This window comes from Sphingobacterium thalpophilum (genome assembly GCF_901482695.1).
Taxonomy (GTDB): domain Bacteria; phylum Bacteroidota; class Bacteroidia; order Sphingobacteriales; family Sphingobacteriaceae; genus Sphingobacterium; species Sphingobacterium thalpophilum.
Window position 1 is genome coordinate 4,296,359 of sequence record NZ_LR590484.1, and the last position, 21,572, is coordinate 4,317,930.

18 protein-coding genes are annotated in these 21,572 nt (G+C 45.2%); 13 read left to right on the forward strand and 5 right to left on the reverse strand.

Annotation, left to right across the window (positions count from 1 at the left end; all coding sequences use genetic code 11):
* Window positions 1-25: 25 nt before the first annotated feature.
* Entirely contained in the window at window positions 26-1,120 is a 1,095-nt protein-coding gene (locus FGL37_RS17895) for a metallophosphoesterase (protein WP_028071253.1), read from the reverse strand.
* Between the two features lie 413 nt (window positions 1,121-1,533).
* Here FGL37_RS17895 and FGL37_RS17900 point away from each other — a divergent pair, with 413 nt between their 5' ends.
* Together FGL37_RS17900 and FGL37_RS17905 are read left to right on the forward strand one after the other, a co-directional pair.
* The gene (locus FGL37_RS17900; protein WP_028071252.1) at window positions 1,534-4,578 is read left to right on the forward strand and encodes a SusC/RagA family TonB-linked outer membrane protein; all 3,045 of its coding nucleotides are present in this window, start codon (window positions 1,534-1,536) and stop codon (window positions 4,576-4,578) included.
* A 19-nt stretch (window positions 4,579-4,597) separates the two neighbouring features.
* Complete coding sequence (locus FGL37_RS17905; RefSeq protein WP_028071251.1) at window positions 4,598-6,343, forward strand: RagB/SusD family nutrient uptake outer membrane protein; 1,746 nt, start codon at window positions 4,598-4,600, stop codon at window positions 6,341-6,343.
* Between the two features lie 56 nt (window positions 6,344-6,399).
* Here FGL37_RS17905 and FGL37_RS17910 read toward each other — a convergent pair whose 3' ends face one another.
* Window positions 6,400-7,164 carry a DeoR/GlpR family DNA-binding transcription regulator gene (locus FGL37_RS17910; protein WP_028071250.1) on the reverse strand — a complete coding sequence of 255 codons (765 nt, stop codon included), beginning with the start codon at window positions 7,162-7,164 and terminating at the stop codon, window positions 6,400-6,402.
* Between the two features lie 155 nt (window positions 7,165-7,319).
* On the opposite strand from FGL37_RS17910, the gene FGL37_RS17915 reads away from it, so the two are divergent.
* The 9 genes from FGL37_RS17915 (at window position 7,320) to FGL37_RS17955 (ending at window position 17,782) form a co-directional block, all read left to right on the forward strand.
* Window positions 7,320-8,597, forward strand: coding sequence for an MFS transporter (locus tag FGL37_RS17915; protein ID WP_051607198.1), 1,278 nt, complete (start codon window positions 7,320-7,322; stop codon window positions 8,595-8,597).
* A 34-nt stretch (window positions 8,598-8,631) separates the two neighbouring features.
* The gene (locus FGL37_RS17920; RefSeq protein ID WP_028071248.1) at window positions 8,632-10,023 is read left to right on the forward strand and encodes an FAD-dependent oxidoreductase; all 1,392 of its coding nucleotides are present in this window, start codon (window positions 8,632-8,634) and stop codon (window positions 10,021-10,023) included.
* A gap of 1 nt (window position 10,024) precedes the next feature.
* A complete protein-coding gene (locus FGL37_RS17925; RefSeq protein WP_028071247.1) occupies window positions 10,025-10,957 on the forward strand; it encodes an endonuclease/exonuclease/phosphatase family protein in 933 nt (310 codons plus the stop codon).
* A 149-nt stretch (window positions 10,958-11,106) separates the two neighbouring features.
* Complete coding sequence (locus FGL37_RS17930) at window positions 11,107-12,336, forward strand: MFS transporter (RefSeq protein WP_037534021.1); 1,230 nt, start codon at window positions 11,107-11,109, stop codon at window positions 12,334-12,336.
* 30 nt (window positions 12,337-12,366) lie between these two features.
* Entirely contained in the window at window positions 12,367-13,374 is a 1,008-nt protein-coding gene (locus FGL37_RS17935) for an NAD(P)-dependent oxidoreductase (protein ID WP_028071245.1), read from the forward strand.
* Window positions 13,374-14,822, forward strand: coding sequence for an FGGY-family carbohydrate kinase (locus FGL37_RS17940; RefSeq protein ID WP_028071244.1), 1,449 nt, complete (start codon window positions 13,374-13,376; stop codon window positions 14,820-14,822). Before FGL37_RS17935 ends, FGL37_RS17940 begins: the two co-directional genes overlap by 1 nt.
* Complete coding sequence (locus tag FGL37_RS17945) at window positions 14,823-16,256, forward strand: FGGY-family carbohydrate kinase (RefSeq protein WP_028071243.1); 1,434 nt, start codon at window positions 14,823-14,825, stop codon at window positions 16,254-16,256.
* Window position 16,257: 1 nt separating this feature from the next.
* Window positions 16,258-16,854: a histidine phosphatase family protein gene (locus tag FGL37_RS17950; protein WP_028071242.1), complete on the forward strand. Its 597-nt coding sequence runs from the start codon at window positions 16,258-16,260 to the stop codon at window positions 16,852-16,854.
* Between the two features lie 46 nt (window positions 16,855-16,900).
* Window positions 16,901-17,782 carry a glycerophosphodiester phosphodiesterase family protein gene (locus FGL37_RS17955; protein WP_028071241.1) on the forward strand — a complete coding sequence of 294 codons (882 nt, stop codon included), beginning with the start codon at window positions 16,901-16,903 and terminating at the stop codon, window positions 17,780-17,782.
* A 134-nt stretch (window positions 17,783-17,916) separates the two neighbouring features.
* Here FGL37_RS17955 and FGL37_RS17960 read toward each other — a convergent pair whose 3' ends face one another.
* Window positions 17,917-18,423, reverse strand: coding sequence for a dihydrofolate reductase family protein (locus FGL37_RS17960; protein ID WP_028071240.1), 507 nt, complete (start codon window positions 18,421-18,423; stop codon window positions 17,917-17,919).
* 89 nt (window positions 18,424-18,512) lie between these two features.
* Between FGL37_RS17960 and FGL37_RS17965 the strand changes: the two genes are divergently transcribed.
* Entirely contained in the window at window positions 18,513-18,869 is a 357-nt protein-coding gene (locus FGL37_RS17965; protein WP_028071239.1) for a winged helix-turn-helix transcriptional regulator, read from the forward strand.
* Window positions 18,870-18,879: 10 nt separating this feature from the next.
* Window positions 18,880-19,677, forward strand: a complete 798-nt coding sequence (locus FGL37_RS17970; protein WP_138096918.1) for a hypothetical protein — start codon at window positions 18,880-18,882, stop codon at window positions 19,675-19,677.
* 215 nt (window positions 19,678-19,892) lie between these two features.
* On the opposite strand, the gene FGL37_RS25815 is transcribed toward FGL37_RS17970, so the two are convergent.
* Window positions 19,893-20,048, reverse strand: a complete 156-nt coding sequence (locus tag FGL37_RS25815; RefSeq protein WP_232048732.1) for a hypothetical protein — start codon at window positions 20,046-20,048, stop codon at window positions 19,893-19,895.
* A 192-nt stretch (window positions 20,049-20,240) separates the two neighbouring features.
* On the reverse strand, window positions 20,241-20,696 hold the full coding sequence (locus FGL37_RS17985) for a DUF1801 domain-containing protein (RefSeq protein ID WP_028071236.1): 456 nt from the start codon (window positions 20,694-20,696) through the stop codon (window positions 20,241-20,243).
* Between the last annotated feature and the right edge of the window lie 876 nt (window positions 20,697-21,572).

Below are 21,572 nucleotides of genomic sequence, written 5' to 3' on the forward strand. Positions count from 1 at the left end.
TGAGAATGCGCAGGAGATTTTAAACTTATTCCAATTGCATGTCGAATTCGTCAAAAGATTCCTTGCGCCAGGCCATGTGCTGTGTGCTTGTCGAAAGTGCAAATAAGGGGGAGAATGTTTTAACTTTTACGGTTTTGCCATCGGGGAGGAATTCAAGAATACGTAACCAGCCATCACCACCGCTCCCCTGGTGCCCGCCCCCAAGCGCTTGCGCATTGAAGGTCATTTGATTGACCTTTTTGCCGGCAGCATTTTTGTCCGTGCGAAAACCAATGTGCTTTTTGATGTCATTGGCAGCACCGATATGGCCTGAGAATACCAGCTCAATGTTTTTGGAAGGTTGGACTAATTTTTTCCAGATGGATTTTCCGTAGTTGGCGTCCTGCAGGTCATATTTTTCTTTTTCAATATGCTCATTCTTATAATTCAGATAGGAATGTGTCAATAGAACGACTTTATGCGTGCTATATGTGGGTTTGTCAATGACTGATCTGGCCCAGCTCAGTACCGTGTCCCTCGGTGCAAATTCGATCGAGAGGAAAAGAAAATCTTGTCCATGAGGAGAGCGCCATTCATAGCTTGCGTTTTCTAAACTCGGGTCACCGTATATATTTTCGGTGACATCCCGCAGCAGCTCCTGGTTTTTGCTGTTTTTGTCCGAAGGGAAATAATGCGGAAAATGGGTGGTCTTTGGTTTGTGCGTATAGCTGAATATATTATAATCATGGTTTCCCGTCGCCGTAATATAGGGTATTTTCCCATCTAACTTAGCAAAAGCCCGTGCAGCAGCTTCCCATTGCTGTTTGCCGGTCTGGTCCATTTTTAGCCGGTTGGGGTTGATAATGTCATCATGCTCCACCAGATCACCGGTGCACAGCACAATTTTTATATTCATTTGTTCCTGATGCGCTACGATCCAGTTCATCATGATATCTAAAATAGGCTGATTCCGCTTAAACTTTACATAGTTCTGTATATCCGGCAGTAGTACCATGGACCACGATTTTTGATCGCTCAAAGTAGGCTGTTGAAATTCACTGCTTGTTGACTGCGCTTTTGCTGCGGTTATGCAATACCACAGACAAAAGAATAGTAGACTGTTTTTGATACTCGTTCTCATACAGAATTTAATTAATGACGACGTTTTCAATTAGCTGAACCGGTGTGAATTTAGCTTATTTTTTTAATGTTTAAAAATCTTTCTTTTTATTTCTGAATACTCAGCGAGAAGTTGTAGGAGAATATGGTTTTAAATACTTATCTATTAGTGTTTAGGGGCGAAATTTAAAAAGCTGTTTACGATTTTTGAAGACTGTTTTTATGTTAATTTCATATTAAATTATCTTTAAATATGTTTATTTTGGTGTTTAAATAAGTTTTAAAATGTTAATTTTATTTGTTTTTTGTTTTTAATAATAAAATTTAATGTTTAATATTGTTCAATAATATAATGCCTAAGTTTCATAATAACCAATTGGATCGGGAAAATCTCAGTGGTATGAATCGTAAATCTATAATTCTTATACAATCAAAATGAATAAAGCATTTCGTTTGGCTGCGTTACTATGTGCGATGCCCATAGGGATGGCGCTGGCACAGCAGGTCGCCATGAAAGGTCGCGTCGTTGATGCGCAGGGGCATCCGCTGATAGGGGCGACTGTTCAGGTTAAGGGAAGTTCTGCTAGTCCTTCGGCTGTAATGGACAATGGGGAATTTAGTTTAAATGTAAAAAAGGGAGAGATCATTTTGGTCACTATGCTCGGGTATGCACAGCGGGAGCTGGTCTTTCAGGGGCAGGCCAGTCTAGAGGTGGTTTTAGAGGGAACGTCGACCAGCATCGAGGAAGTTGTTGTGGTTGGATATGGTACACAAAAGAAAGTGAATTTGACGGGCGCTGTTTCCGTTATCGAAAATAGCCAGCTGGAACGTCGGCCCAATCTTTCGACTTCATCGGCCTTGCAGGGGTTGGCTCCGGGTGTGACCGTGACTTCACAGACAGGTGCTCCGGGCGGTGATGCCGGCCAGATTCGGATCCGTGGGATTAATTCCTTTGGTGGCTCTGACTCTTCACCGTTGGTGATCATAGACGGAGTGGCGGGCTCGATCGATAATATTGACTACAATTTGATTGAAAGTATTTCTGTGCTTAAAGATGCTGCTTCTTCAGCTATCTATGGTTCACGGGCAGCCAACGGTGTCATATTGATTACTACCAAAAGAGGGAAGGACAAGCTGGCCATCCATTATAAGGGGTATATCGGCATGCAGGATCCTACAGCCATTCCGAAGGTGGCTGACGGGCTCACCTATATGCGGATGTTTAATGAGGCCAACCTCAATGATGGAAATCAACCGACCTATACGGATGAGGCCATTGCCGAATATAGCCGCTTATATGCCGAAAACCCCGATAATTTTGACTGGCAAAAGGCTATTCTAACGGGTTCTGGCTTTACACAAAACCATTTCTTGAGTCTTTCTGCAAATAGCGGTATTATCCGTGTCGCACCTTCGTTTGGTTATTCCACGCAGGACGGACTTATCAAGAACACGGGGTTTAAACGTTATGTTTTCCGCAACAACATGGACATTACCCCAAGCGAAAAATTTACTGTGAGGATGGACCTTTCGATGACCAATAAAAACAGGGAACAGATTGCGGGTGAAGGAACCATCTGGAATTATTTGGGCCGTATGCCGACTGATCTGCCGATCCGCCATCCCAATGGTTTATGGGCAGAGGGCTGGGTGAAAAATAATCCTGTGGCCCAGATTGAAGAGGGAGGGAATAACAAGACCAACAACCTGGAATTTATTGGCAATTTATCGGTGAATTATAAACCTACGGAATGGCTTAGCCTCCTGGGAACAATCGCGCCGAGGTATGTGACGAGAAATACCCATCAGTTTAATAAAATGGTAGAGGTATTTGATGTGAACGGCGCTTCGGCGGGCTCGGCCAATACGACTACCGATCTTACGGAACGCGCTTACAGACAGTATTTTGGGAGCTATTTTGTAACGGCAACAGCCGACAGATCGTACGGTGACCATCAATTCAAAATGATGCTGGGGGCCTCCCGGGAATCTTACAATGAAAAATTTTTGATGGGCTATCGTCGGGATTTTATGTATGACACATACGAGGTTTTAAACGCCGGGGCTGACAATGCGACAAAGGATAATGGCAGTGCCATCGATGAGTGGCTGTTGGTATCTCAGTTCGGCAGATTTAATTATAGTTTCAAAGATCGCTATCTGTTTGAAGCGAACATCAGGCACGACGGCAGTTCCAGGTTTGTGAAAAATAACAGATGGTCTACCTTTCCGTCTTTCTCGGCAGGCTGGCGCCTTAGCGAAGAGCCGTTTATGGGAAATTTGAAAGGGGTGGTCAGTCAGCTCAAATTAAGAGGTTCATGGGGTAAGCTCGGAAATCAGAATATCGGTGATTCTTATTACCCTTTCGCCTCACAGCTGGCGCTGGGAAGTATATCGATGGGCGGACAATTGTATCCCCTGGTATCGCAGAATGAAATGGCAAACGAGCGACTGGTATGGGAATCGACGACAATGAGTGGAGCGGGGCTCGATGCGGTATTGTTTAAGGATTTTAGCCTGACCTTTGACTGGTATAGCAAGACGACCAACGGGATTTTGCTCAAACTGGATATACCTGCATTGCACGGGCTCCCGGGGCCGTTCCAGAATGCAGGGAAGGTACAGAACAAAGGCTGGGAGCTTGCCGTTCGTTATGATAAGAAATTCGGCGATTTTAAGCTCGGTCTGGGCGGGAATATAGCTGATGTAAAAAACAAAATCCTGGATATGCGCAATACAACGATGGGTACGTTTTTACGTCAGCAAACCGGGTACCCGATTAATTCAATCTACGGTTATCTCGCCGACGGTTATTATAATAATGCGGATGAAATCAAAAACGGTCCCGCCCAGTTCGGAAAACTCCAGCCGGGGGATATCCGTTATAAAGATATCGCAGGAGAATTTGATGCAGCTGGTAACCCGATTCCGGATGGCAAAATCAATGAAAGTGATAAAGTGATCATTGGCAATACTATTCCGCGTTATACCTATGGGATAAATCTGGATCTCAGTTATAAAGGGATTCGGCTGAATGCATTTTTACAGGGTGTGGCTAAGGCGGATGGTTATCTGAGTTCGCATTACGTGGTGCCGTTGGCGATGGCTAGTGCTGTCAAGGAATGGCAGACCGATTATTGGACCGTAGACAATCCGGATGCTGCATTGCCGCGCTTATCACATTCTTCCACAAACAATACGCAGAATTCAACTTTTTGGATGCGGAGTGCAGCGTACCTTCGTCTTAAAAATGTGCAGTTAGGGTATGAAATCCCGAAGCATATGCTCGCTAAACTCAGATTGAATGGCCTGTTTGTTTATGTCAACGGGCAAAATCTCTGGACGAAAACCAATTTCTATAAAGGGTATGATCCCGAAATCAATTACAATGCAGCAGCGGGTGAAGGGGTTTCTTTGGGAGATGGTAATTTCTATCCGCAGGTTAAAGTATACACCTTTGGCGTTGATTTTAAATTTTAAGGAAGACATGAAGAAAAACATGAAGATAGTTTTAGGTTTGGCACTACTGGCCGGACTGGTTAGTAGTTGTAATTTGGATAAAGAGCCTCTGAATGGTCCGGCAACAGGCACATTTCCGACCAATGAGACAGAAGCTGAGAGTGGCCTGTTGGGTGCTTATAAGGCGCTGACACTCCTGGATGCAAGCAGCACCCCTTTCTTGCATGTGCTGGACAATATTACCGATATCGGTTATGCGCGTCCGGGGAATAATTATACGCCGGGCATTACCAGCTCCTATACGACGGATAATGCCTTGGCCACCAAACCGTGGACAGCACATTACAAAACACTTGCCCGGGTACATCTGGTATTGGATAATCTCGCGGCATTGCAAGGGAAGATTGCGCCCGAGAAGCTGAAGCAGCTGGATGCAGAGCTCCGTTTTATTCGGGCATACGTGTATTCACAATTGATAGAATTATATGGTGGAGTACCTTTACTGACCAAAAATGTCCCCCTGGGCGAGGCGAATATTGGCAAAACGGATGCAGCCGAAATCCGGCAATGGATTATGGACGAACTGACAGCGATTGCGGATGCGCTGCCCGTTAATCAATCCGCTTTCGGAAAAGTAAGAGCGAGCAGTGTGGCTGCCTATATGTTAAAGGCTCGTGTTGCGCTTTACGCCGGTAAATACGAGCTTGCCGCAGAGTCGGCCGACAAAGCGATCAAGCTTTCGGATGGACTGCATGAGCTGACTCCTTTCAACGAGAGCATAAATTATGCAGGAAAGAACCACGTGGCAGGTGAGCCTGATGTGAGCAATATTTTTGGACATGAGGGCTTCAAGAGCAGCAAAGAATGGATATGGGTCATGGAATATAATGTCAGTGTTCCCGGCAATGTGCATAATCAACAATATTATGCAGCGTCGCGCCTTGGTAGAGGGGTTGCATATTGGGGGCCGACGCAAGATTTTATAGACTCTTTTCAGGCGTCTGACGGACTGCCGGTTACGGAGTCTGCGGTATATGATGCCGCCCATCCTTTTGCCCATAGAGATCCGAGACTGGATATGTACTGTGTGAGGCCCGGGGCCAGATTTCTTGGCTACCAATTTGAAATGAACAGCGCATTTAAAAATGTGGCAAATTATTGGCCTGTTTTAAACGGGACCAGCGAAAAGCCGGCCGTTGTGGCAAATGCAGACCAGACGAACGCCGCCCGTTCATATAGCGGCTATTTGTGGCGGAAACATGTGGATATCAAAGATTTTGCAACCACTTCTGTCAATGGGCAAAGTGACCTGAATATCGGTCTTTTTAGGTATGCCGAACTGCTCTTGATCTATGCGGAAGCTAAAATAGAGGCGAATAAGATTGATAATTCAGTGTACGATGCGATCAATCAGATCCGCCTGCGGGCGCATATGCCACCGCTCAGGACGGGGCTCAGCCAGGCTGAATTAAGGAAAGCACTGCGTTATGAGCGTAAAGTCGAACTCGCGGGCGATGGCTTCCGCTGGTATGACCTTCGCCGCTGGGGGATTGCCAGCCAGATCTTGAACGGTAATCTTTATCTCAACCGCGATGCAAATCAGTGGTCTTCGGCAGTATTGGTCAAAATCGATGATAATGGTTCACCGGTTTATAATAAAGAGTTGGCTAATAAAGTTTTTGGTGTTCAGGATGTGATTTTTAAAATTAATAAGGATGAGCTTTGGCCGATACCCGAAAGTGAAATTGTGATGGTTCCAGATCTGAAACAAAATCCCGGATACTAAAGTCTCCGGGCAGGTAAAAGGCCTCTGGCTTTTAAAGCTAAAGGCCTTTTTTCAGGTTAAGCTATAATGACTTTGACGCCCAGTTCCTCAATATTTCTAACGTCATTTTCGGAGACTTTACTATCAGTGATGATATAATGGATATCTTCAATGTTGCATACTTTTCCAAGTCCTCTTTTTCCAAATTTGCTGCTGTCTGCCAGTATAATGACCGTTTGGGAGGTTTCAAGCATCTTTTGGTTAAGCGTAGCTTCGGAAAGATTGCTGATTGAAATGCCAAATTCTAAATCGATACCATCTACACCGAGAAAAAGGAGGCTGCAGCTTACTTCGTCGAGCAATCTTGAAGCATAGTGGCCGGCGACAGAGGACGAATTGGGTCTGATCAGTCCGCCCAGCTGTAAAACTTCGATGTTTTTCTTGTTGCTCAGTTCTAATCCGACTTTCAGTGCTGGAGTGATCACCGTCAGATGCTGCGTTACTTCTAGATTTTTTGCCAGGGCATAGGCCGTGGTACCCGAGCCGATCATGATCGAATCGTTGTTTTTGATCAGCTTAATTGCAGCTTTGGCAATACGTTCTTTGTCTTCACTATTGATGGACTCTTTCTCCAGAATGTGGCGGTCTCCCGCATAGGGATTGTAGGTAGAAGCACCCCCTTTTGTACGAAATAAAAGGTTCTTATCTTCTAAAAGCTTAAGATCTTTACGAATCGTTACGCTGGAGACCTCCATTGTTTTACTTAACCATTCGATGGAAATTTTTCCTTTTTCTTTAAGTTTCTTGAGTATGAATTCGTGGCGCTCTGTTATACTTTTCATAATTCTACAAGTTTATTGACAAAGATACTGTGTTGACCTTTAAACTTCAAGCGTTCAAATGTTAAATTATCTTTTTTTTTATTTAAAAATGTTTTATTTACTTTTTTTATTATAAATTTGATCAATCAAAATATAAAAAAAACCAGAATCTATTTATGTCCAAGTTTGCCCTTCCGATTGCTCCGCTGTATAGACGTTGGTTAATCATACTCGTCATATTTTTAGCGATTGTCTTCAATTATTACGATCGGCAGATCGTGTCTATCTTAAAACCTATGCTCAAGGCAGCATACGGCTTGGGTGACGATGGTTATGCGATGGTTATTAACGTTTTTACGTTGTTTTATGCACTTATGTATCCGGTATCCGGTTGGCTTGTGGATCGTTTTGGCGAACGACGTGTGATGCTTGTAGGTATTTTAGGCTGGTCTCTGGCCTGTTTTGGAGGTGGTTTTTCGCGTACATTTGGTTCTTTTCTTTTTTTTCGCGGCTTGCTGGGTGCATCAGAGCCGACCAATTTTCCTGCGCAGCTGAAGGTCGTTGCAGTCTGGTTTTCCGGCAAGATGCGGGCTACTGCCAACAGCCTTTGTGTCGCGGGGAGTTCGATCGGAGCGATCATCGCACCGCCGATGGTGGCTTGGCTGGCTATTTCCTACGATTTTCATACAGTCTTTATCGTGGCGGGAGCAATCGGTCTGGTGATTGCCTTGCTCTGGTTTCTGATTTACTGCGAGCCACCTGATGCTGTCGCTAAAGAAAACACCGTCGAGCCCGGGGAGCCGGCTGCTGCCTTTTCCTGGGGGCAGCTGTGGGGCAGAAAGTCTTTGTGGGGGATTCTGTTGATCCGATTCGTAAGCGATCCAGTATGGTATTTTTGCCTGTTTTGGTTGCCCGGCTATCTGCAGGAAGAATCGGGACTGACGCTGGCTCAGATTGGCATGTTTGGCTGGATACCGTTTTTGCTGGCCGATTTGGGAGCCATAGGTACGTCGGCCTGGTCTGACCGGATGGTCAGGAAAGGGAAAGATCCACTCCTGGCTCGCAAGACGATGCTGACGGCGGTCGCTTTGTTGGCTCCGCTGTGTTGTCTGACCACGTATATCGCTAATCCCTACTTGACTTTGCTCATCTTTGGGCTTGTTGCCATAGCTTGTCTAAGCTGGTTATTTACAATCAGTGTGGTGATTGCGGAGGCGTTTCCGGTGGCCAATGTCGCATCGGTATTGGGAATTGCTGGAGGTTTTGGTGCATTGGGGGCTGTGCTGTTCAATTATTTTGTCGGGCAGATGCTTGGCTCGGTAGGCGCAGGAACCCTATTTATTGTGATGGCATTTATGCATCCTTTGGCAGCATTGATCCTATGGACGATGATAAAAAAAGAGGTTCCCCCGATAAAGGAAACACAAAGGGCAGAAGTGTTGCTGCTCAAATAGATTATGTAGTTTGTAAAATAAATTTTATACAGAAATGGACAGTATCAAAAAGATTATGGAGCCCGCAAGAGAGGTTCCGGTAAGAATGGAGGTGGATGTGCTGGTTGTGGGGGCGGGGCCTGCTGGTCTTATTGCGGCCCAGGCGGCAGCCTCAGATGGCCTGAAAGTGGCTTTAATCGACAGCAGGAGTTTTGTCGGTGGCAATATGACGATTGGTTTGCCCATTCTGGGTTTTCTGGGGCAAAAGGGCAATCAGATCATTAAAGGACTGCCACAGCGTTTTATCGACAGGTTAAAAGCTGTGGATGCCGCATCCGAGCATCGTCCTTGTCCCTTGCACATGAGTCTGACCTTGGTCGAACCTGAAGCGGTTAAAAATATCGGGCTCAAGGTTTTGGAAGAGGCTGGGGTAGAGGTGTTGCTGTATGTTTTTTCGGCTGGGGTGGTGATGGAGGACGATGTTTTAAAAGGGGTGCTGATAGAGAGCAAATCTGGCCGGGAGGCAATTCTGGCAAAAACAGTCATCGATTGTACGGGCGATGCCGACGTGGCTTTCAGGGCTGGAGTGGCTTGCGAGCAGGGCAATGAAACAGGTGGGGCACAGCCTCCGACATTGATGTTCTGCATGGGCGGTGTCGATACCGAAAAACTGCGTATGTCCATTGCTGAGGAGCCCCGGACCTATCTGACGGATTTTATTCCGGCCGAATATTTCGGGCAGAATAATCAGTTTATCGTCGTCGGGCTGCGTAGTGTGATGGAGAAAGCCAGAGCGGCCGGCTATCATTTGCCGGTAGAGCGTACGATATTGATCACGGGGCTTCGCGAAGGCGAAGTCTGGGTGAATATGTCGCGGATAAATGGTGTGGATGGAACAGATCCGGCGAGTCTGACCTTTGGTGAAATCGAAGGCCGCAAGCAGATTGAGGAGATTCAGCGTTATCTGGTCGCGTATGTGCCCGGATTTGAGCAGGCTAAATTTACTAAAATGGCTCCTTTTTTGGGGATTCGGGAGACAAGGCGCATAGTTGGCCAGTACGTGCTTACTGCCGACGATATTCTGTCCTGTACCCGTTTTGACGATGCGATTGCGGTGGCGAGCTATCCACTCGATATTCATCATCCGGAAGGGGGAGGCTGTACCCTTACCTGGTGTGGAGACAGTTATGACATCCCATACCGTTCTTTGTTGCCTACACGGGTGAAAAACCTGTTGGTCGCCGGACGTTCGATTTCGACCACGCATGAGGCCATGTCTGCGATACGGGTCATGGCACCCTGTATGGCGATGGGCGAAGCCGCTGGACGTGCTGCCAAAATTGCGGTGCGTCGCGGTGTTTCTCCTGCTGAAATCAATGTGGAGGAGCTCCGTCAGGAACTTATAGCCGAAGGGGCATATCTTGGAGAAAATGAAATGACCGTCTGATATGAAAAGAGGTACTCAACATGATCTTGTAGGGCGCAGAGGTTTTTTGCAGAAGCTTGGGGCGGCGGCGATGGTGTCGCTGCTTCCCTTGGAAGACAACGTTGCCCATGCCCTGGTCAGCAAGGATACGCTCTGTGTGCTGACCTGTAATATCCGGGTGGACCTTGAAGAGGACGCGGCAAAAGGATTGGGCTGGCAACAGCGTCGGTCCGCCTGTCTGGAAGTGATCCGGCGTCAGCGGCCAGCTATCATCGGTTTTCAGGAAGTGCTTTATAATCAGTTTGCCGATATGAAAGCGGCGATGCCCGATTATCATGCCTTCGGATTTGATGGCCCGGAAATGGATTCCATCAAAACGGGTTATCATGGCATCGCAAAAAATCCGGTTTTCTTTTCCAAAAAGCGGTTTGAACTCCTGGCGGGCGGAGCCTATTGGCTGTCCGAAACACCTTTAATCGGAGGGAGTATTTCCTGGGGGTCGGCGCGTGCCCGTAATGCCTGTTGGGTACGCTTGTATGACCGTTATAGTAAAAAGGAGCTACGTCTGGTCAACCTGCATCTGGATCATGTCAATGCCGAAGCAAAACTGAAACAGATAGCGCTTGTACTTGAGGAGTCTGCGCAGTATGCCGATGGATTTGTGCAGATCATGACCGGCGATTTTAATGTTGGACCCGAAAGCCAGGTGTACCAGAAAGTTGTGTCGGCAGGCTGGAAAGACACGTTTACGGAAATTCACGGGGCGAAAGATTTCGGTGGCACGACGCATGGATTTAAAGGCGAGCAGTATGAAAAGAAAGACCGTGCCAAAAAAATAGATTTTATTTTTACGAAGGGCGCGGTTGTCCCCAGAACATCTGCCATCGTCAAAGATAATTATAAGGGTGTCTACCCCAGTGATCATTATTTTTTGCGCGCTGAACTTGAATTATAAATTGGTATTCCCCGTTCTTTCCCAAAAGCAATATGTTTAATATTGCTTTTTTTTGTTTTGATACGTTTTATTTATGTTATTTTTTATTTTATTTTGTTTTATTTTGTTATTTTAGTGCTGTAAAGTAACCAATTCTAAAAAACTAAATTATGGTACACATACTTGGGAAATGGGGAATTCCTTCAAATTTAAAATGGGGGTATCTGGGTATCCTCCTTTTTATGATGGGCGACGGTGTTGAACAGGGCTGGTTGAGTCCCTATCTGATAGCGCATGGCATGAATATAGAGCAGTCGGCTAGTTTGTTTACAGTTTATGGGGTGACCATAGCCATCTCATCCTGGTTTTCGGGTGTCCTTGCCGAAACATACGGGCCACGCAGATCCATGGTGATGGGCTTACTTCTTTATATGATCGGAACAATCGGTTTTGTGGGGCTTGGAATGCAAAAGCTTGATTTTACTTATATGCTGGTATTTTATGCGGTTCGTGGTTTCGGTTACCCTTTGTTTGCGTATTCATTTATGGTATGGATTACTTATCGCACTACGCAATCCATGCTGGGGCGGGCAGTAGGCTGGTTTTGGTTTGTGTTTACGGGGGGATTGAATGTGCTGGGGGCTTACTATTCAAGCTGGGCTCTGGACTATATGGGCTATCAGAATACCTTATGGTCTTCCTTGCTCTGGGTTTTAATCGGGGCCTTTTTTGCCTTGATCCTGAACCGTGATCGATTCTCGGTACCACATGCAGGCCGATCGAAATTCAGGGATATGCTGAAGGGGCTTACCATTGTTAAGCGCGAGCCTAAGGTTCTGGTGGGCGGAATCGTAAGGGTCATCAATACGACGGCGCAATTTGCTTTTCCGGTTTTTCTGCCCCTGTATATGGCCGAATATGGTTTTGAGACCAAAGCTTGGTTGCAGATTTGGGGTACGATTTTTACCAGCAACATAGTCTTTAACCTCCTATTTGGATTTGTGGGCGACCAGCTTGGCTGGCGTAATACCATTATGTGGTTTGGCGGAGTCGGCTGTGCCGTGGCCACGCTGCTGTTCTATTATTCCCCGGCTTGGTTCGGGGGGAACTATTGGGCTGTCTTGGCGGCGGGCGTATTATGGGGAGCTTTGCTCGCCGGCTATGTGCCCCTGTCCGCACTGGTGCCATCGCTGGTGAAAGAGGAGAAGGGATCAGCAATGGCCATTCTCAATCTCGGGGCTGGCCTGCCTGTATTCGTGGGGCCAGTTTTGGTGGGGCTCTGCATCGGTACGCTGGGCAGCGAAGGTGTAGTTTGGCTGTTAGCCATCCTCTATTTGTTGAGTGCACTCTTGACAGCCTTATTAAAATTGCCCGAACAAAATGTAATTGACACGGACTAAAATATATCATAAAATAGAAGAACGAAAACTATGAAAGTACTATTGACGGCTCCCTATGAGAATGAGAGGGCATTTGGAGAATTGGAGAGTTTGGTTGGCGAAGTCATTTATCGGCCCTGGAAGCCACATGGCAGAGCTTTTAATCCAACGGAGCTCATTGAACTCCTGCGGGAAACCGGGGCCGAAGCCTTGATTTCTGAACATGACGAAATTACTGCCGAGGTGCTGCACGCCAACCCCTTGTTAAAGTTTGTGGGTATTTGTCGGGGCACACCGTCCAATATTGATTTGCCTGTGGCTACCAGCTTGGGGATTCCGGTGTTTCATACGCCGGCACGTAATGCGCAGGCTGTAGCAGAAATGTTTATAGCCAATGTGATCACATTAATGCGCAATACACTTCCCGCTATGGACTGGCTGGAAAATAAAAACTGGGGAGTGGGAGCACATACTTCCTATCTGCAGTTCAAAGGAAATGAACTTGCCGGAAAGAAAGTGGGGATGGTGGGTTTTGGTGCGGTAGGTCAGCATATCGCGCGTATGTTGAGCAGTTTTCCCTGTGAGATTTACTATTTCGATCCTTATTATACAGACGAGAATACCGATTATAAAAAGGTGGAATTGGCCGAACTCTTTACCGCCTGTGATATCGTCGGCATACACCTGCCGGTCACTCCCGAGACGGTCGGGATGATTGATGCGAAATATCTTTCTTTATTAAAAAAAGAGGCTATTTTTGTCAATACTGCCCGGGCTACGGTGGTCAATCGTGAAGACTTGCTTGGCCTATTGGAGTCGGGACAGATCCGGGGTGCAGTGCTGGATGTTTTTTATCATGAACCTCCGGATGAGATTGACTATAAAATGATTCAGCACAGGAATGTGATCGCCACACCGCATATTGCCGGTGCTACCCATGAAGTAGAGGACCATCATGCGTTTATTATGAACAACAATTTGAGGGAGTATTTTGTCAATGGAAATAAGCATATCCGTCAATTGGTGAATAAAGCGGTAATAGAAAATTTAAATGTATAATGGTGATTACAAAAGCATATTTGATTATAGATATCGGGACAGGAAATGCGCGTGTTGCCGTCGCATCGCCAGCGGGTGAGCTGCTGAGCATAAAGCGGGAAAATGTGCAGTACGAATCTGACGATCGCTACGAAGAATCGATTTATTTCGATCCCGATACACTCTGGAATGAAATTCTCCGGCTGTCTGCCCTGGCCATAGAAGAAGCGGGGCCCGTGCAGATCGAAGCCATCACAGCGACCAGCCAGCGCGAAGGTATTGTTATTATTGACGCAGACGGCCATTCTGTTTTGGGCATGCCGAATATCGACCATCGGGGCAGGGCATGGGAAGCTGAATTAACGGATAAAGACCGGGTGTACCAAATGACCGGAAGATACCCGACTTCGCTCTTTTCTGCATTCAAACTGCTGGGGCTCCGCAAGGTGTATCCCGATATCTTCAAGGACATTGCTTGCTTTATGAGTATCAGCGATTGGATCCAGTATAAGTTTTCCGGTGTCTGCGCCTATGAGCATTCGCAGGCCTCTGAGACGTTATTATATGATGTCGCCAAAAGAGACTGGAGCCACACGTTATTTGCACAGTTTGATTTACCAGCAAGTCTTGTTCCACCATTAAAAGCTGCGGGCTCTATTTTGGGAGATATTTTACCGGATCTAGCCCAGAGCATGAATATCCATGCAGGAGCCAAAGTGATTGTTGGTGGTGGCGATACCCAATTGGCCATCAAAAGTATAGCACCGACATCCAACGACGTTGTGATCGTTTCTGGTACCACAACACCTATTATCAAGATTGTTGAGGATTATGTGCTGGATGCAGACCAGCGCACCTGGACCAGCCGCCACATCGACGCCGACAGTTTTATCCTGGAAGCCAATGCGGGAGTGACGGGGCTCAATTATCAGCGGTTAAAAGAAATTTTCTATCCAAACGAAGGTTATGATGTCATCGAAAAAGAACTGGAAAGCGCCACTTATTCGCAATGCGTTGCTTCACTGGGCTCGCTTATTGCCGACGAAGACCAGCCGCTTACCAAAGGGGGATTTATCTTTAATGCCCCTGTCTCCCATCAATTGACCAGAGGTAGTTTTGTTTTTGCTATTCTTTGGGACATCGCTTGTAGCATCTACGAAAATTATAAGTTTCTGAGCGATGTGTCGCCGCATCATGAAAGTTATATCTGGGCTTGTGGTGGCGGTATGGAAAGCCGCAAATTGCGTCAATTTATCGCTAATTTATTTGGTAAAAGTATCAAGATCAGAAATACGTTCCGGCAGGCATCAGTTTTGGGAGGAGTTCTTGTCTGTAATGAAGCACTTGGCCTGGCTAATTTTGAGCCTGTGCTGCTGGAGGAAATTGAGCCCCAGGACCACCAACAGTTTGAGCAGCTGTATCAGGAGTGGAAGAATGCACGTCGGACATTTAAGCAGGTGACCGCATAGATGAATAGCTATTTCTTTGGACTGGATGTGGGCACACAGGGTGCACGCGCCGTTTTGGTCGATCAGCTCGGAAACATAGTAGGTTCAGAATCGGTTAAATTCGATCTCCGGGGGAATTTTAGAGAGGAGCAGTCTCCGGCTATCTGGTGGCGGGACTGTGAGGCTATTATAACCCATATTTTGGCAAGGCTCCCTCAAGACGTCGATAGAAAGGCCATTCGGGCGATTTCTGTCACTTCGACCTCGGGAACGGTTATCCCTCTCGATCGGAATAACCTTCCGCTTCACGACGCGATCATGTATAGCGATGGCCGCTCGGTAAAGCAAGGTGAGCGTTGTATGCAGGCAGCAAAAGACTTTGTGCAGCACGGCTATACAGGATTCAATTCCTCGAGCGGAATAAGCAAAATGCTTTGGTATGTAGAGCATTATCCCGAGAAGGTAAAAGATATCGCGTTATGGATACATGCTTCGGACTATATTGTGGGAAGGCTGTCGGGACAATACCATATTACCGACTACACCAATGTCCTCAAGAGCGGATACGACCTGAATGCTCTGGAATGGCCGGCCTATATTTTTGATGTATTGGGTATGAAGCCCGAATGGTTACAGCAGGTTGTTCCCTCGGGTACAGTTATCGGTACACTGAACGAGGATCTGGCCAGGGCCTGGCAGCTGCCCCGTATCGATGTGGTGGTGGGCATGACCGATGGCTGTGCAACTCAGATGGCTTCCGGGGCAGTCAATCCCGGAGAGTGGAATACGACGATCGGAACCACTTTAGTCATCAAAGGGGTGACCAGGTCACAAGTTGTCGATCCCCTGGGTAGATTATATAGCCATCGCCATCCTGAGGGTTTCTGGATGCCGGGTGGGGCGAGCAATACGGGGGCGGACTGGATTAGTCTGGATTTTCCGACCGACTTTGAGAAACTGAACGAAGAGGTAGCCACATTGATGCCTACCGGGCTGTTGGCCTGGCCGCTCAAACACAAGGGGGAGCGGTACCCCATTATGGCACCGCAGGCGCGTGGTTTTGAACCTGGGTGTGTGTCACGCGAACGCTTATTTGCCGCCAATTTAGAGGGTGTAGCTTTCATTGAACGGCTAGCATACGAGATCATTGAGGAACTTTCCGGCGAGCAGGTCACTGCCGTATTTACAGCTGGGGGAGGCAGTAATAGTAAAGTATGGCTGAGGATCAGAAGTGCCGTATTGCAGGTGCCGATTTTCAAATGTAAAGAAGCCACAGGCGCTCTGGGAGCGGCCATTATGGCCGCATCATACAGCTATTACGGTTCTTTGGAAGAGGCAGCTTCAAAAATGACCCATAAAGAAATGCAGGTATTTCCCGACATGGATTTAGCGGCTTCCTATGAAGGGCAATATCAACAGTTTAAAACTAAACTCAAACAATTAGGCTATATTTAAGATGCTAACGGTTATACTATTAAGGCACGGCGAAACGGCCTATAACGCAAATGGAAATCAATATTGTGGGCGTACGGATATCGCGCTGAATGCTAGAGGGGTCGATCAGGCCAAGCGGATGCAGCAGCTTTTGAAAGAATATACTTTTGATGCCGTATTCTGCTCACCACTGATGCGCGCTCGTCAAACGGCTGAGATCGCATCAGGAGCGGTACATGCATTGCAGGTTGACAAGAGATTGATAGAAGTGGATTTTGGACGATGGGAAGGGAAGCGTGCGTCCGAATTCATTGCCTCGGATCCTAAGGCCTGGGACAATTGGCTGCGATCACCGGAGGATTATGCCGCGGGAACAATAGGGGAAACCGGGCGTCAGGTAATCGAGCGGGTCAACAGTTTTTATGAGGACGCGCTCGAACGCTACGACGGTAAAACTGTTTTGATCGTTGGTCATAATGGGATCAACCGGCTGTTTCTGGCTAATCAACTCGGGATGCCGCTGGCAAACTACCGCCGTATTGTGCAGGAGAATTCCGCTCTGACTCTTTTTACTTTAGACAAAGCAGCTGGTTTCAGTTTATTAAAATTGAATGCCTGAGATTTAGATCGATCCGAATTGTTGTACAGTTAAAAATTAATAGCAAATGAAAAAAATAGGGTTATTTATGGGTTTGTTGGTTGGTGCGCTGGCAGTAGGGAGCTTGCAGGCGCAGGAGCTTCATAGGCTTGACTTTAAAACGAGTAAAGCCATGCGGGCTTATTTTCGCTATTCGCCCGGTAAAAAGATAATAAGCGGCCATCGAGGTACGATCGAAAATGGGCTGCCCGAAAATTCGATCGCAGCCTTTGCAGCAGTTTTGAAAAAAACGCCTGCTATATTCGAAATAGATCCGCGTTACACCAAAGACAGTGTGGCTGTCTTATTGCATGATGCAACTCTGGAACGGACCACCAATGGGGTTGGCAAGGTCGCTGACTATACTTGGGCCGAACTTCAGAAACTGAGGTTGCGGGACAAGACAGGTAAGGTAACTCCATATGGAATCAACACCCTTCAGGAAGTGATCGAATGGGCCAAAGGTAAGACGATTCTGAATCTCGATAAGAAAGACTTGCCTCTAGCTAAGACTGCCGAAATCATAAGACAAAATAATGCTTATGCCTGGGTCTGGGTGACGGTGCATAATGTCGACCAGGCAAAATACTACCTTGATCAAAATAAAGATCAGTATTTGTCCATGCATATTAAAGACCGCGCTGCTTTAGATAAATGGGTAGCCTCCGGATTGCCCTATGACCGCATGATTGTTTATATCGGTTCGGAAATCGTACCCGGAAATCTAGAAATGTATCGTTTTTTTAACGCCAAAGGTGTGATGTGCATGATATCGAGCGCGCCCAGTTACGATAAACTGCAAGAAAAAGAGCAACGTTACGAGAAATATCGGGCTGTATTCGAGGATGGTGCCTCTATTTTAGAGTCTGATTTACCTATGGAAGTCAGTACAGCCATCCAGAAGAAATAATCCGGTGTTCGACAAAATACGTTCGCTATGCATTTTGTCGAACACCGAATTTTCCGCACGATTTTTAATGAGCCTGTACTCAAAAATTATTCACAGTTTGCCTTATTAAAAACATCATTTTAAATAGCATATATCTACTCCTTAGTCAGATACAATTGAATAAAGCCATTTTTAAGTGTCTGGTTTTTTGGAGTAAATTTAGAATTCAGCTCGCTGTTGTTTCCAAAAGTTGCTCCGGCTCCCGTGATTAACGGATTGATGTTGAAATAAATATCTGTAACCAGATCCTTGTCGATAAAAGCGTTGAAGGTACCTGCTCCACCTCCGACGGCGATTTGTTGTACACCTTTCGAGGACATATATTGAATAGCCTCTTCGGGGCTGCCCACAGTCTTGTAGCCTTCTGCCGTGTAGGGGCTATTACACAGTATGATGATTTCTATCCCATTAAAAAGTGCTTTGACCTCTGACGGAAATTTTAGAAAATTTTCAAAGGTTTTTAATCCTATCACGACATTGCCAACCTGTCTGACAAACTGTATATAAAATTCCATTGCTTCGGGGGGCAATTGATGATGTGGATTGTCGGACATCAGGATCCTTCCGTTTGCCGAGACATTGGCGATTACCGTTACTTTCATAATGACTATTTTAAATTTCTGACCACAAAACTATTGGATATTGAATTTGTATTTGCTATTCATTACCTTTAGGAAAGTGACTATTTTTTATGGATAATATTAAAAATAACGTTGACAAAGAAACGATACTGGCCCTCAAAGATGCTATAGAACTGTTGAGTGGCAAATGGAAATTTTGCATTCTGCATAATCTTCGGCATTATGGTACAATGAGGTTCAAGGATTTGCAGGAAGCATCTCAGGGGATTTCTCCAAAAGTGTTGTCGAAAGAGTTGCAGGAACTGGAAGAAAACCTGCTGATCACGCGGACAGTCAACAGCACAAAACCGATTACAGTGTCTTATGCGCCTACCCAATATGCAGAGGAAGTGCAACCTGTCATCCATGCTTTGCTGGACTTTGGGCTGAAGCATCGGAAGAAAATCAAAGGGAAATATGACAATTAAAGATTATAAGATGAAATATTTGGTTTATCTTCTTTTTCTATATTCTATTTCTGTCAACGCACAAGAAATTACGTATAAGCCCGGTACCAATACAAAGCTAATGTCGATGCGTTTTGCCATAGTGGATACAGTTAATAATCACATCTTTAAACAGCATCCGGAGGTGACCCAAATATCAACCCCTTCGGCGTGTAGCAATCCCCCGATTATCTGGGTCCGTGATAGTCCTAAAGATATCTCGTTTTATGATATGACTTTTAAAGGGGATTCTTTAGATATAAAAAATAAATATGGGGAAATTCATTTTACCGCGCCAAAAGTTTCATTATATGGATTGCTAGGAAAACAGAAATTTGATTTTCGGACGCATTGGACCGTTGGGCAAACTATATATAAGGATTCTATTGTTTATTTAATTGATTATAGTACCGGTGAGCGATCCGATGTGGCAGGGAACGGGACGGCTGCACGATTTCTTGGGAGGTACGAGGATCTCGGTAAGCAAATTGCCGATAAGCTCCGGGAAAGCAATGTATCGCATTTAGCTGACTCTGTCCTTGTATTGCAGGGACGGATAGAAAAAGGCGGGAATAAACCGCTGGAAGATCTAAAATTGATCGTGGGCCAGCGGTCTGTTTTTTCCGATATAGCTTTACAAATATTCGGAGAGCGCAAAAATACATGGCATCCGGCTACCTTTTTTTCTGGTATGACGGGAGTAAGTATAATTAAATTCTACATCAAACTAGAACCATCTGGTACGGTCTCAATTATGCCGTCAAAGTATATGGATGCTGTCTTTCAGTAAAATCAATGCAATGACGATTCCTGTCAATACAGAACACTTTTCTATTGATTTTATCTTTTGAAAGGGATAGATTTTCTGTATTGCTATTAGGCATTTTCACCTGTTTATTTTTTTCAAGGCATCCAGATATTTTTTCTTAACACCGTTGTCATTTTCTTGATCGCGAAGCATTTCAATTTTGGGCAATAGTTTCTTGTTGTTTTCTGTTTTTAATTTTACAATTTCTGATAAAGCATAAGCAGCTGCCCAGCGTACCACAGTACTATTGTTTTCGGCATTAGGCAAGAGATATCAAATAGCCACTCGCCAAGGGTTTTTACCTTTCCCTTGGCTTTAATGGTCCTATCCTTAAATAATGCTTCAATGCTCATAAACCGTGTTGTTGTGTTTCAAGACTGCCGTTCCAGTTGATGTTAAAGTTATCTGCAAACATGCCGAAATAGGAGTTCCAAAAAGTGTCTGGCACAGCCATCGTTATTTGACCATTGGCTGAAAGCCCGTTGAAAGAGCTTGTCGGCCTTCTCTTTGCTCTCCGAATCGATAGAAATAGAGAAAAATTATTATTATTTTTTTAGTTTACTCTCATACAGTGAAATCCACTCTAATGCGCTCATTTTTTTCATCAGTTCGCCAATGAGGTCGAACGGGATATCTTCCGGCTTTTTAAACCGGATACAGCTTTTACCCATATCCAGCTTCTTGCTGCTGTGTTTAGGATATTCCGAAACAAACCATTCCAATAATGCAGGATCGGAATAGATGCCCATATGGTAAAGGTTGATGGAGTTTTTCTGCGAAGCGATACCAGCAAAGGGAAGTGGCTCAGCCGGTTTGCAATGGTAGCCTGCGGGATAAAGGCTGTGCGGGACAACATATCCCAGACCGCCATAACTGATTGCAGCAATAAAACCTTCGGGCAGGTTTTGCATGATGGTATTGTGCAGTTTATTAAAGGCTTCTGAATGGTCTTTTGGCACATTTGCCAGGATTTCTTCAACGGTATTTCCGACGGCTTTCATAATATGTTAGTTCAGATCGATTACTACTTGCTTGTGCGTAATAATAGCATCATAATTGCAGTGATAAATACTTTTCTTTTTCATATCATTGATCGACATTTTCTTTTGTAAGAAAATGATGTTCCAATATAATGAAAAAATACATAAAAACATTTAAAATACATGTTGCTATAGCGGAATTTCCCGTGTGATTTTTATTGTGTCTGTATTCAGAATTTTTTGGCAGCTTACCTTATAAATAGCAAGTAGCCTGTCGTATTATAGTGCGTTTAATTTAATCCATTCCTCCAATGAGGCAAATGGTGCTGGTACTTCAACTTAATTATAATCTTTTAAAAAATGCGGTAACCGATATTTATTTCCTGCGTCTAACAAGAAAAGTAAGATAAAAAAATTAAATTATGAACTTTCAACAAATAGTTTGGATCGCAGTAGCGATAAGTGTACTCATTTCAATTTTCGGAGTCAGGTATCTGAAACATCGGGAAAACATGTTTCTTATCCGCAGAAATCAATATTTAAAACAAGAACCTAATTTATCAGGATATTTTTCAGGCGGGTTAATATTATTGGGAACATGCATTGGCGTTACAGTTGGTTTGATTTTAAGACAGTATATAAATGCTGAAATTATACCCAGCGCATTGTTATACATTTTATGCGTAGCATTTTTCTGCGGGATCGCTCTTTTAATTACCTACTATTATTTTAAGAGCTTGAAATAGAATATGCCATTTCTTTTACTTTACATGTGATCCACTGCACCAGCAATTGGCCGGTGGGCAAATAAATAGAAGCGAGATACCGGCGTATTTAAAGAAAGCCGTTATTCCTAAGATAAAAATCAAAGAAGTGATGTTTGATAGAATCATGTAT